Origin of the sequence: Kaistella yananensis (genome assembly GCF_026107505.2) — a bacterium.
Classification (GTDB): domain Bacteria; phylum Bacteroidota; class Bacteroidia; order Flavobacteriales; family Weeksellaceae; genus Kaistella; species Kaistella yananensis.
Genome location: NZ_JAPCHZ010000006.1, coordinates 146,953 through 160,014, shown reverse-complemented (window position 1 = coordinate 160,014; position 13,062 = coordinate 146,953). Strand labels below are relative to the sequence as shown.

The 13,062-nt window shown below is 39.8% G+C and carries 8 protein-coding genes and 1 pseudogene; 3 read left to right on the top strand and 6 right to left on the bottom strand.

The window, feature by feature from the left end:
* The first annotated feature begins 37 nt into the window (after positions 1 to 37).
* Positions 38 to 1,614, top strand: a pseudogene (locus OK344_RS12060) (Na+/H+ antiporter).
* Between the two features lie 101 nt (positions 1,615 to 1,715).
* Positions 1,716 to 2,774 (top strand): NAD(P)-dependent alcohol dehydrogenase, encoded by a 1,059-nt coding sequence (locus OK344_RS12050; RefSeq protein WP_265145008.1) that lies wholly within the window; start codon positions 1,716 to 1,718, stop codon positions 2,772 to 2,774.
* A 66-nt stretch (positions 2,775 to 2,840) separates the two neighbouring features.
* Here the strand turns inward: OK344_RS12050 and OK344_RS12045 are convergent, their stop codons facing one another.
* Positions 2,841 to 4,106, bottom strand: coding sequence for an alkaline phosphatase family protein (locus tag OK344_RS12045; protein ID WP_265145007.1), 1,266 nt, complete (start codon positions 4,104 to 4,106; stop codon positions 2,841 to 2,843).
* A gap of 203 nt (positions 4,107 to 4,309) precedes the next feature.
* On the opposite strand from OK344_RS12045, the gene OK344_RS12040 reads away from it, so the two are divergent.
* Positions 4,310 to 9,220: an FIDD domain-containing protein gene (locus OK344_RS12040; RefSeq protein WP_265145006.1), complete on the top strand. Its 4,911-nt coding sequence runs from the start codon at positions 4,310 to 4,312 to the stop codon at positions 9,218 to 9,220.
* A 71-nt stretch (positions 9,221 to 9,291) separates the two neighbouring features.
* Here OK344_RS12040 and coaE read toward each other — a convergent pair whose 3' ends face one another.
* From coaE to ruvB, 5 genes are all read right to left on the bottom strand, one after another.
* Positions 9,292 to 9,912, bottom strand: a complete 621-nt coding sequence (gene coaE / locus OK344_RS12035) for a dephospho-CoA kinase (protein ID WP_265145005.1) — start codon at positions 9,910 to 9,912, stop codon at positions 9,292 to 9,294.
* Positions 9,913 to 9,924: 12 nt separating this feature from the next.
* Positions 9,925 to 10,791 carry an MBL fold metallo-hydrolase gene (locus OK344_RS12030; protein ID WP_265145004.1) on the bottom strand — a complete coding sequence of 289 codons (867 nt, stop codon included), beginning with the start codon at positions 10,789 to 10,791 and terminating at the stop codon, positions 9,925 to 9,927.
* Between the two features lie 76 nt (positions 10,792 to 10,867).
* Complete coding sequence (locus OK344_RS12025; RefSeq protein WP_265145003.1) at positions 10,868 to 11,473, bottom strand: FMN-binding negative transcriptional regulator; 606 nt, start codon at positions 11,471 to 11,473, stop codon at positions 10,868 to 10,870.
* Positions 11,474 to 11,509: 36 nt separating this feature from the next.
* Positions 11,510 to 11,881 (bottom strand): four helix bundle protein, encoded by a 372-nt coding sequence (locus tag OK344_RS12020; RefSeq protein WP_265145002.1) that lies wholly within the window; start codon positions 11,879 to 11,881, stop codon positions 11,510 to 11,512.
* A gap of 35 nt (positions 11,882 to 11,916) precedes the next feature.
* Complete coding sequence (ruvB, locus tag OK344_RS12015) at positions 11,917 to 12,939, bottom strand: Holliday junction branch migration DNA helicase RuvB (protein WP_265145001.1); 1,023 nt, start codon at positions 12,937 to 12,939, stop codon at positions 11,917 to 11,919.
* Positions 12,940 to 13,062: the final 123 nt, after the last annotated feature.

The following is a 13,062-nucleotide window of genomic DNA, read 5'->3' as shown; positions in this document are numbered from 1 at the left end:
GCCGCCTTTGCAGTATTTTTACTGAAATTTTTTTGAAATGTTGCAAAATTTGGCCTTCTATCTTACGTTAGTCATTATCATTGTGCTGCTTATCATGCTTGCGCAAAAGATAAAAGTAGCGTACCCTGTTCTTTTGGTTTTAGCGGGATTGGGAATTAGTTTTATTCCGGGTACTCCAATTGTAGAGATCGAGCCAGAACTCATCTTCTTTATTTTCTTACCGCCCTTGCTTTATGAAGCCGCATGGAATTCTTCCTGGAAAGAACTTTGGAGATGGCGAAGGATTGTCTTTAGTTTTGCGTTTGTCGTTGTTTTTTTTACTGCAATTGTGGTCGCTTTTGCTGCAAACTATCTAATTCCTGGATTTTCTTTGGCATTAGGTTTTTTATTAGGCGGAATCGTATCTCCACCAGATGCAGTGAGTGCAGGAGCTATTTTAAAATTTGTAAAAATCCCGAAAAGATTCCAATCTATTTTAGAAGGAGAAAGTTTGTTGAATGATGCATCGTCCCTCATTATTTTTCGCTTTGCATTAATTGCTGTGGCAACAGGACAGTTTATATGGCATCAAGCCATTGTGGATTTTATTTGGATGTGTGTAGGCGGAGCAGGAATTGGGATTTTAATTGCTTTTCTCTTTATGAAAATGCATAAGTTACTGCCAACTGACGCCAATATGGATACCATTTTCACCCTTGCATCTCCGTTTATCATGTATCTTGCTGCGGAAGAATTTCACGCTTCCGGCGTACTTTCGGTCGTAAGCGGTGGATTGTTTTTATCAGTTCGCCGACATCACTTTCTTAGTGGCGCATCGCGGCTTCACAGCATTAATGTTTGGCAAAGTTTCAGTTTTTTACTCAACGGAATGGTATTTATGCTGATTGGGCTGGATCTTCCGCTAATTGTTTCGGGGCTTGGCGACACCAGCATTTATCAAGCAACGATGTATGGGGTGATAATCACCGTAGTTCTTATTATCATTAGAATGTTCGCCAGTTATGGAGCGGTTGTTTTCACTTTAATTATGCGAAATTTCATCAATGTTGCAGATGCCGAGTCTCCCGGTTGGAAAGTCCCAATCGTTCTCGGTTGGACCGGAATGCGCGGGGTGGTTTCGTTGGCTGCAGCACTTTCAATACCTGTGACTTTGGCGGACGGAAGCCCATTCCACACCGTAACCTCATCCTTTTCATCACTTTTGTTGTGATTTTACTTACTTTAGTTTTGCAAGGTTTAACGCTTCCTCTTTTACTGAAAAAAGTCAAATTAAAAGATAAAGATTTCATTAAATCCGAAAAAGAAATCGACTATGAAATCAGAAGCGAATTAGCAAAAATTGCCGTCGAAAAAATTAAAAAAGAGTATCCCGAAAAGTTGGAACAATTCCCAGCGCTCAAAGAGCAATTTCAAAGCTGGGAAAACAGAATTAACAGTTCCGAAATCATCATTAATTACCCCGAATACCAACAGATTTTTGCTGATATTTTGGAGCATCAAAGAATGTGGCTCATCAATAAAAACCGAGAAGAACTTCTTCTCGATGAAGAAATTGTTCGAAAACATTTAAGATTGATTGATCTTCAGGAAGAGAGACTAAGTCTCGGGAAATAAATTTTCTCCCAACGTTTTATTCATAATAGTTAAAACTTTAAGAAGAAATTATGACAACTCCATTTTTCTATTTTATAAATTTGAAGTCTTAAAAAATCTATATGAATACATCCTCTGTAAAAGCCTTCGGAACCGAAGCAAAAGATAAAGATTTGCAACTGATGCAAATTGAAAGAAGAGAAGTAACACCTACAGATATTGAAATCGATATCTTGTACTGCGGAGTTTGCCATAGCGACCTCCATACGGCAAGAAACGACTGGGGCGGAACCAAATATCCTTCTGTTCCGGGACACGAGATCATTGGCCGAATTACAAAAGTAGGTTCTGCGGTAACAAAATTCAAAGTAGGCGATTTAGCCGGTGTTGGTTGTTTGGTAGATTCTTGCCGAGAATGTGAGAGTTGCAAACAAAACCTGGAACAATATTGTCTGAATGGCTCTACAGGAACGTACAACGGAAAAGATCCATTTTTGGGTGGTCACACTTTTGGAGGTTACTCCGAAAAAGTTGTGGTTGATGAAGCTTTTGGGCTACACATCCCGGAAAATTTAGATTTAAAAGCTGTTGCACCGCTACTTTGCGCTGGCGTTACTACGTGGTCTCCGTTAAAACATTGGGACGTGAAGGAAGGGAGTAAAGTTGCAGTAGTAGGATTAGGCGGATTAGGACACATGGCGATTAAACTTGCTAAAGGTCTGGGCGCCAATGTTACTTTATTTTCCAGAAGCCCAGACAAAATTCAGGATGCCCTGGATTTGGGAGCCGATGCCGTAGTAATTTCAACGTATGAAAATGAAATGAAAGCCGTAAAAGGAAAATTTGATTTAATTATTGATACTGTTCCTTACGACCACGATATTAATCCTTATATCAGCACCTTAAACATCAGTGGAACTCTTGTATTGGTAGGTTATATCGGAAAAATGGAAGATGCACTTTTCACTCCACCGATGATTGGTGGAAGAAGATCTGTAGCAGGTTCTGTGATCGGAGGAATCAAAGAAACCCAGGAAATGCTCGATTTCTGCGGCGAGAAAAATATCCTTCCGGAAATAGAAATGATCAATATGCAAAATATCAACGAAGCTTACGAAAGAATGCTGAAAAGCGATGTGCGCTATCGTTTTGTGATTGATATGCAATCTCTGAAAAACTAATTTTTTGGCAATAAAAAAAAATAAAATATCCGGTTGATTACTCAGCCGGATATTTTTATATAAAGTCTATTTCAAAACCTTTTTTGCCGTTTTCGGTGAACCGTCAATAGTTTGGGAAACTTTTAATCCTAAAATTTCAGCAACCATCGGATAAAGATTCACATTCCGAAACTTTCCAATTTTTTTTCCTTCTTTAAAAGCTGGGCCGGAAGCAGCGAAAGTCGCCCTCATTTCCGGAACTTTAAATGGATTGTAACCATGCTTTCCCGGTGTTTTTTTAGATCCGGATTCCAAGAAAACCTTCGGAGCATTAGGAACTAAAAGAATCTGCCCAATCCTTCCGAAACGGTCATCAGAAGTACGATAATGCAATTTTTTAGGAAATTTATCGGTGAGATAAACTTTATAATCTCGCGTTCTATTTTTCTTTAATTCACGATAAACTTGCTTTACTTCAGCTTCATTTTTCACCATAACACGAAGTAAAGTTTGAGCATTGAAATAGGTGAAACGGTTCTTATTCAAAAGTAGTTCAGGAATTTCCAGGGGATTTTCCAAATCGACATCAATCATCCCGTGGTCCGATACAAAAATGAAATTTACATTCGGAAGCTGCAATTCATTCACTTTCTGAATTAATTTCCCTACAGCGTCATCTACAAACTCAACTGCTTCGCACAATTCGGGAGATTCTGTGCCATAAAGATGTCCATTTTTATCCACTTCAGGGAAATAAAAAGTGATCAGATGTGGCCTTTTATCTTCCGGAAGTTTCAGCCAGTTGAGGACGATATTGATTTTTTGATCGGCAGAAAATTTTTCATGATATTGATAATAATAAGTTGGTCGCACTCCACCGGCATCACTGTTGGAAGCAACCCAAAACAAAGAAGCAGCGAGCGTTCCTTGCTTCTCGGCGAGACTCCAAAGTGGAATTCCGCCGAGCCAGGAACCGTCGGAAATTTTGCTCTGAACACTCATACCGAAGGTATCCTTGCGCTTTTGATCATAAAAATAATTATCAACAAAACCGGTATGCGATGGGAAAAGTCCGGTGATCATCGTATAATGATTCGGTCCCGTAATCGAGGGATAAGAAGGAATCATCGCTTTTGCGGAAACACCTTTTTCGGCAAGTTTCAGTATGTTTTTCGCCTGATATTTTTTCGCATAATCATATCTGAAACCATCCGCAGAAATTAAAATCACATAAGGTTTTGTAAGAGAAGAGTATGTATTTTTTCGGTTCGGAACCACGACTTGTGCAGTATCGGTTTGAGAAAACCCTAAAACAGACAGCACGATAAACAATCCTAAAAATAATCGTTTCATAACTTAATTTATCGTGCAAATTTAATTGAAATTGTGCTGAGTTAAGGTTAAGTTCAGCTAATATGGGTTAGAAAAAAATTAAGAAAAATTTTAGCTTCAGCAAGCTTGAGGTGCATTTTAAGTAAATATAGTTAACATTTATTAACTATATTTCAGAAATTATTAATAAAATATTACATTTGTAAAGAACTCTATATTTTGTCATGAAAAAACTTCTACTCCTTCTCTTTGCCTTTATATCAATAACCACCACGGCCCAGCTCGACCGCGAACACTGGTTTGCGCCAATGGTGGACCGTGCGGTAAACGGTTCTAATTATCAAACTATTTACATGTCTACGAATGAAACAACTGCGTTTAAGGTGGATGTCTATAACAATAATACAATTATCGGCTCGGTAACCATCAGCAAAAACAACCCCGGAAAATTTAACGTTAACCGCAGTTATATCATTACTACCAGCCAATCAGACTTATTTAGATCGGTATCAAAAGGCATTTATTTAAAAGGAAATAAACCATTTTTTGCGAGTTTAAGGTTTTCCATTTTCAATCATGCGGAAATATTAACCTCCAAAGGAACTGCCGGCATAGGGACCGAGTTCCGGGCGGTGATGGCTGTAGCTAGAAAAACAGTAAATAACGGGAATAGCAATTTTATGGCAAGTGTGATGGCGACTGAAGACAACACAAACGTAACAGTCGCAGGGTTTAAGCCAGGTACCGTTTTCTCCGCAACCCCTCCCGGTATTGTAGGCAACAGTTTTACCTTCACGCTTAATAAAGGGCAATCGTATATTATAGATGGAATCTCATACGAATATCAAAATAAAGATAGTTTTATCGGATCAAAAATAACATCGGATAAACCGGTTACGATCACCAATGGAAATTTTAACGGGCAATATGTCGCCACCAGCGCAAACAGTACAGACATCTTAATGGATCAAGGTGTTCCGGTAGATAAACTGGGGCAAGAATTTGTTTTGATGAAAGGTAACGGGGACATTAACTCAGGCATGGAAAAAGCAATCATTGTAGCCACTGAAGATAATACAGAAATATATCTTAATAATAGCACCACGCCAATAGCAGTAATAAATGCCGGACAATATTATGAAACGCAAAATACTGCCTATGTATTGCAGGCTTTCAATCACTATAACATGCGCATTAATACCAGCAAAAATGTATATGTTTATCAACTGTTGGCGGGAGATGGAGGCAGCTCAATGATAGCGACGGGGGGATTTAATTATATTCCGCCATTAAGTTGTTATCTACCAAAAAAAATAGATGAAATTGGGCTCATTGATGAAAATTACTTCCAATCTAACTCTAATCCGGGAGGCATCTTAAATATCCCTACAAAACTTAATATCATTACCGAACGCGGTGCAACTGTAGATGTGAAAAGAAACGGAACATCAATGGTCCTCAGCGCGCTGAACGGCCCTTTTAACGTAGTAGGTAATGCAAATTGGGTAACCTATTCTATTCCGGGCGTTTACGGCAACATCGCTGTTTTTTCTTCAAAAGCAGTTACCGCAGGGATCTCCGCAGGAAATGATGCCGTAGGTTACGGTGGTTATTTTGCGGGATTTTCTTTTATACCCGCCATCACGAAAACCGAAGGCGAATGTTTGCCTGGTGTAAAACTGGAAGTTACCGAAGGTTTTGATTCTTATGAATGGCTGATCAAAAATCCGGACGGAACTTACAGTCCGGCACCGGGAACCAACAATACTTTTACTTATATACCGCCACAGGCAGGGATTTATGCCGTAAAAGTAAAACAGGGATCCTGTGCTGAGATACAAACCCAGGATTTTAAATTCTATAACTGTACAACTTTTACCAATTATGACTACAACAGCTGTGGCACCGAGACCATCACCCCCGCATTTGCTTTAAGCAGCCAGGCGGTAAATCCTTCCACCGTTCAGGTCGTAACACAGCCAACAAAAGGAACACTGAACATTGCTGCTGCGGACGGAAAAATAACCTATACTGCCTTTACCGGCGTAAGCGGAACCGATACTTTTAAATTTTCTTTCTGCGGAATCGGTCCGATTCCTGATTGCGAAACCGTGCAGATCACCATTAAAATGATCGAAAAGTATGACAAAGTTCTGGAAGAATGTTCAACTACAGGTATCGCTACTTACAACCTGACACTAGCTCCTGTTTCTCCTGATACGGATATCACCAAGACCTATTTCACCTCGCAGAACGGGGCTGAAAATGATATTGCTGCGGACAGAATTTCTAACTTTACCGCCTATACCACAGCGAATACCTCAGTATATGTCCGCATTAAAAACAGTATTGGCTGCGTTGCCGTGGCAAAAATTGATCTTCGCGCAAAACTGGCCCCCGAGGTAAAGGAAAATCTCTACACCAAATTACACTGTGATGAAGATGTGGACGGAAAGATTGACGGAATTTATAAAGTTGATCTGGCTACAATCACTCCTGTAGTTTTGCTACAGGCTTCCAGCTTTGTGGTGAAATACTATTCGGATGCCGGATTAAGCAACAACATTACCGGGGTTTACAGCTTTACAGGAGATACTTCGATCTGGATTAAAGTTGATGCGCCCAACGGATGCCCGTCTGTAACCAAAGAAATTCAGTTAAAGACCGGTGCCAAAAGTACATTGATCACCTCATCGGTAACCAAAGACGTCTGCGATCTTAATCTGGACAATTCGGAAGCGGTGAATCTTGCGGACTACCTCAGTTTCTTTACTGGAGCTGGCGGAACCGCAGTAACTTACTTCAACACCATTGCTGATGCACAGAACAATCAGAATCCTGTTACGGCCAACCAGACCATTACCGCTGACCGCAGTTTTTTTTACCGTATTACGGTGCCCAGTTCATGTGCAAACATTGGAACACTGAATCTGAAACTTTCTGCGGGAACACCTTCCACAACACTTCCGGCAACGGTAAATGTATGTCAGGGAGCAACAACTACTTTAAATGTCGGAACCGGATATACCGCCATTTCCTGGAGTACGGGTGCTACTACTACGACGATAAACGCAGGTGCTGGTACGTATTGGGTAGATCTTACCAATGCGTCCGGATGTGTGTACAAACAGACTGTAACGGTTGTCGATTCTCCAAAACCTCAATGGAATATCACAGCTTATAACGCCACAAACTGTGATGATAATTTCGACGGCATCATTAATGTGAGATTCTCCAACATTACCCCGCTGATCGTACAGAACTCCGCGCTGTTTACCGTGGAATACTCACTTTTCTCAGACTTTAGAACAATTTTGCCTAATGACTGGACTTATGATGCAGACACCACAGTATTTGTAAGAGCCTATTCAACCGTTTGTCCGGCTGAAGTAAAACAGATTGATTTCAAAATCGGGAATACTCTTCCGCTGATTTCTATAACTCAAACATTCACGGTTTGCGATAACGATGCGAACGGTACAGAAAATATTAATCTGGCAACTTACAGAAACCTTTTCAATACAGATGCTGCGGCAACCGTAAGATATTTCGCAACACTGGCAAACGCTGAAGCAAACACTCCGATAATTAACGCTGCACAGTCACTTACCGGAAACAAAACTTTTTATTATCGGTTTAAAAAAGCAGGTTTCTGTGACGTCATCGGGACTTTAAATCTGGAACTGAAAGCTGCGACACCCACTGCATTGCTGGATTCCTATACGGTTTGTCAGGGAAGTTCGATCACCCTTAATGCAGAATCAAGCTATACCGCCTGGCTCTGGAGAAAAGGAACAACGACTGTTTCTACCACACAGACTGCTGTCTTAAATGCAGGAATTTACACGGTATCATTTACAAATGCTTCAGGCTGTATTTTCACGAAAACCATTACGGTCACTGATTCGCCTAAACCTCAATGGAATATCGCGGCTTACAATGCAGTGAACTGTGATGATAATTTTGACGGTATCATTAATGTAAAATTCGCTACCATAACCCCATTGATTATACAGAACGCTGCGCTCTTTACCGTGGAATACTCACTTTTCTCAGACTTTAGGACACTTTTGCCTAATGACTGGACTTATGCTGCAGACACCACAGTATTTGTAAGAGCCTATTCAAGCGTTTGTCCGGCTGAAGTAAAACAGATTGATTTTAAAGTCGGAAATTCTTTGCCGCTTCTGCACGCGAGTGCTGCGGTAAAAGTGTGCGATGATGATTCCGACGCTGTTAAATCAGTTAATTTGGCGAATTATCTTAAGGAGTTCACCGCAGATTCGGGAGTAACAGCCTCTTATTATTTGACTTTAGCTGATGCTCAAAATAACGTAAATGGAATTTCGAATCAGGTAAGTGTTTCCGGTACTGCAACTTATTATCTGAGATTCCATAAAAATAATTTCTGTGATGTGATTGGGCAATTGACGGTAAATGTTCAGATTCCAAAGAAATCTACAGAACTATCAGATAAGCAAATTTGTCCGGGAACTACGACGGTATTGGATGCCGGAGCCGGATTCGATGCCTACCTCTGGAGCACGGGAGCTACCACATCATCGGTAACGGTACCGGTGGGTAATTATTGGGTAGATCTTACGCATAATGGCTGCACGTACAGGCAAACAGTTTCGGTAACCGCGGTTTCACTTCCGGAAATCACAAGCGTACAAATCCAGGGAAGTACAGTAACCGTAACCGCCACAGGAGGTAACCTGCCATATCAATATGCCATTGACGGTGGAACATACCAATCATCAAATATATTTACGAATGTAAGAGGAGGCGACCATATCATTTCCGTGATCTCAGCTGATAACTGTGCTCCTGTCACGGCGACCATTAACGTAATTGAACTTTACAACGCCATTACTCCAAACGGAGACGGAATTAATGATGTGCTGAATTATTCGGCACTTCTCCAGAAAGAGGAACCGTTCCTGCAGATTTTCGACCGTTACGGTAAGTTGGTGTTTACTGGTGATCGAAACAACCGATTTACTTGGGACGGACGAATCGGCGGAAAAGGTGTAGGCACAGGAACTTTCTGGTACGTAATGAGCTGGAAAGAACCGGGATTCACTGCGGTTACCGAATATAGCGGTTGGGTTCTTGTAAAAAACAGAGAATAACTGCTCTCCCACTATAATCAAAAAGCCTGAATCCGATGAATTCAGGCTTTTTTATTTTTCTAAGTAAATTATTAATCAACCAAATCGGTTAATTTCATGACTGTTTTTTCGGTTTCAGCCTTGAGGTCTTCAATATTGCTGTTGTTGTAGATGACAAAATCTGCTTTTTTCACTTTATCTTTTTCGGGCATCTGTTTATCCATCACCGCTTCAACTTCGCGGTAAGTTTTGTCGTCGCGGTCCATTACACGTTTGATTCTGATATTATCATCTGCCGTAACAAGAAGAGATTTATAGCAGCTTTCATGAAGCTTCAGTTCAAACAAAAGTGCGGTTTCTTTAAAAACAAATTCAGCGCTTTGACTGGCAACCCAGTTTTCGAAATCCAGCCTCACGGCAGGATGAATTAGTCCGTTCAGCTGCTTTAGCAGTTCATCATTATTGAAAACGAGATCTGCAACATACTTTCTATTGTATCTTCCTGATTCATCGTAAGCATTTTCGCCCAGAAGTTTGCGGATGTCATTTTTCAGATTTTCGTTATCATTAACGATTTCTTTAGCCCTCACATCCGAATAATACACCGGAAATCCCAGTTCCTCAATAAATTCGGCAACTGTAGTTTTGCCCGAGCCGATTCCGCCGGTGAGACCGATAATTTTTTTGTTGTGATTAAAATGTTCTTCTTCCATGCTGTTTTCAGGTTAATAGCCAAAAACTTCGTTCATGGAGAAAGTTTCATCCAGACGAACGCCTTTTTCAGTCATCTTCAGGCTGGCGAGTTCGTTATGGGCATCGTGTTCGAAAAACAACAGATATTCATTATCAACACACTGTTTCAGGAACTTAGCTTTTTCTTCCATCGTCAGAAGTGGCCGCGTATCGTAACCCATCACATAAACCTGCGGAATATGGCCAACCGTAGGAATTAAATCTGCCGCAAAAACAATGGTTTTTTCCTGATACTGAATTACGGGGAGCATCTGCTTTTCGGTATGGCCATCCACAAAAATCACATCCATTTTCAGATCTGGTGCGAAACCGTAATTGCCATTTTGCGGAATGGGCAGAAAGTTGAGCTGCCCGCTTTCCTGCATCGGAAGGATATTTTCTTTCAGGAAGCTGGCTTTTTCGCGCGGGTTTGGTTCCTTAGCCCACTGCCAGTGATTTTCGTTGGTCCAGAAATGTGCATTTTTGAAAGCAGGACGATAACCGGTTTTATCATCATTCCATTCAATTGCGCCGCCGCAATGGTCAAAATGAAGATGGGTAAGGAAAACATCGGTAATATCCTCGCGCACGAAACCGTATTTTTTAAGGTTTTTGTCTAAAGAATCATCGCCCCAAAGTGAATAATGACCGAAGAATTTTTCGTCTTGTTTGTTGCCGAGGCCGCAATCGATTAAGATTAATTTTTTGCCATCCTCCACCAAAAGCGAACGGGTTCCAAGCTCAATTAAATTTTTTTCGTCTGCAGGATTGGTCTTTTCCCAAAGCGTTTTCGGAACGACTCCAAACATCGCACCGCCGTCTAACTTAAATTTTCCGCACTGTATAGCATATAGTTTCATATTTAATTTTTTACTAAAATAAGGATTTTTTGAGATACTAATTTTGATGTTTGCAAAGATTTAATTGGCTTTTCGTTTAAAGATTTCTCATTTTCTCCGCAATCTTCCTCGAATTTTCATCCGAAGTTTCCTCTAGTTCTTTAATGATATTTCTAAAATCACTTTCTTTCCTGTTTTGGCTCAATTTATTGACAATAAAAATTTCTGTAGGGAAAATATGGATTCCAAAAGCGCCTTTCATTTCATTTTTCACATATTCATCTCCCATATTTTCAACCAACATCGGGCATTTCTGAGGTTTTTCATATTTAAAAGTCAGCTTTCGGAGATGCTCATAAAGTTCATCATCATTCATTAGTTTCATCTTACCACGGATCTGTACCGCTTCATAATTCCAGGTTGAAACATTTTTGTGATCATACCAAGATGACGAAATATAGGAATGCGCTCCAAGAAAATCGCACAAAACTTCGTCGCCATCTTTCAAAACTTTTGCCTGAAAATTGGCTTTTGAAATATGAGTTTCTAGATAGAAATTCCCTTCATTTTCATTTACCAAAAACATGGAATGTGTCGCGGATAATTTCTCTTTATCTGATATTAAAAGTGCAAAACCGTTTTCACTAATGATTTTTTTCATCAGATCTTGGTCTTCAGATTTGTAGATTTTGGGGATGTACATTTTTATAATGAATAATGAATAATTAAAAATGACTAATTAAGAATTTAGTTTTGCGGATTTGATGATTGAAGTCAGTAACTTAATTATTTCTTCTATATTTAATTTCAAAGATTCAAATTCAACATCATTGATATAATTTGTTCTATAAAGAAGTTTTATCCAATAAAAGGACTCATTTGCCTCTTTATATGAAATTTGCAATTTATAAATAAATTCTTTTTTACTAAAAGCCGCGATTCCTTCTTCAATATTTGCACCTATGGAAGTACCGGATCTCAGAAGCTGTTGGGATAGAATTTTTTCGTTTCTTTCGTAATAAAGAATTTTAAATAAATTCACAATCCTAACCGAAAATTCAAAGGATTTATGACGAATTACATTGTCTTTTTCTTTGAATTGATCCTCCATAATCTAATTATTCATTATTAATTTTTCATTACTCATTAAAACAAAGTATCTGGTCTTTTCGGCACCGAAATTTTCAAATGTTGATACGCTTTCTCTGTCACTTCCCGTCCTCTCGGCGTTCTGATAATGAAACCTTCCTGAATAAGAAATGGTTCATAAACTTCTTCCAAAGTTTCAGGATTTTCGCCAATCGAAGTTGCTAACGCTGATATTCCCACTGGTTTTCCACGGAAATTTTCGATCATCACGCGCATAATTTTATTATCCATATCATCCAATCCGAATTCATCAACATTTAAGGAATTTAATGCGAACTTGGTTATTTCAATTTCGATTTCACCATTGCCTTTTATTTCCGCAAAATCCCGAACTCTTCTTAACAGAGCATTTGCAATTCTGGGCGTTCCGCGGCTTCTTCGGGCGATTTCCAATGCAGCATCTTCATAAATCGGAACCCCGAGAACTCGCGCACTTCTTTCGATGATCATTCCTAACAGTTCAACGGTATAGTATTCCAGCCTCGATTGGATTCCGAATCTCGCCAACATGGGTTTCGTCAGCATTCCGGAACGGGTGGTTGCTCCGACCAAGGTAAAAGGATTTAAGCCAATTTGTACGGAACGCGCATTGGGGCCGGTTTCCAGCATGATATCGATTTTAAAATCTTCCATCGCGGAATACAGATATTCTTCCACAATCGGCGACAATCGGTGGATTTCATCAATAAACAGCACATCGTTTTCCTCCAAATTGGTGAGTAGTCCTGCCAAACTTCCGGGTTTGTCCAAAACCGGACCCGAAGTAATTTTACATCCTACACCCAATTCATTCGCGATGATGTGGGCTAAAGTAGTTTTTCCCAATCCCGGCGGACCATGCAAAAGCACATGATCCAGCGAGCCGCCACGATTTTTGGCAGCCGCCACGAAAACTTCTAGATTGTCCAATGTTTTTCGTTGTCCGGCAAAATCCTGAAAACTCTGGGGACGGATTTTTTCTTCTTGTAACAATTCCTCGTCGGAAAAATTTTCTTGATCTGGGTGAAGAAAATCTGGCATTTTTTTGTTTTAAATTTTAAGAATCAAAGATAATTCATTTTAATTATCTAAACACAAGACCATCAATAAATCCATCATACATAAGGCTTAGTTTATACATTGATAAAAAAACTTTGCGGGCAT

What these genes read in the sequence shown, in the direction of transcription:
- OK344_RS12025 (WP_265145003.1), bottom strand. Translation starts at nt 11,473, where the DNA reads ATGTACATCCCCAAAATCTACAAATCTGAAGACCAAGATCTGATGAAA.
- OK344_RS12050 (WP_265145008.1), top strand. Translation starts at nt 1,716, where the DNA reads ATGAATACATCCTCTGTAAAAGCCTTCGGAACCGAAGCAAAAGATAAA.
- OK344_RS12020 (WP_265145002.1), bottom strand. Translation starts at nt 11,881, where the DNA reads ATGGAGGATCAATTCAAAGAAAAAGACAATGTAATTCGTCATAAATCC.
- coaE (WP_265145005.1), bottom strand. Translation starts at nt 9,912, where the DNA reads ATGGAAGAAGAACATTTTAATCACAACAAAAAAATTATCGGTCTCACC.
- OK344_RS12040 (WP_265145006.1), top strand. Translation starts at nt 4,310, where the DNA reads ATGAAAAAACTTCTACTCCTTCTCTTTGCCTTTATATCAATAACCACC.
- OK344_RS12030 (WP_265145004.1), bottom strand. Translation starts at nt 10,791, where the DNA reads ATGAAACTATATGCTATACAGTGCGGAAAATTTAAGTTAGACGGCGGT.
- ruvB (WP_265145001.1), bottom strand. Translation starts at nt 12,939, where the DNA reads ATGCCAGATTTTCTTCACCCAGATCAAGAAAATTTTTCCGACGAGGAA.
- OK344_RS12045 (WP_265145007.1), bottom strand. Translation starts at nt 4,106, where the DNA reads ATGAAACGATTATTTTTAGGATTGTTTATCGTGCTGTCTGTTTTAGGG.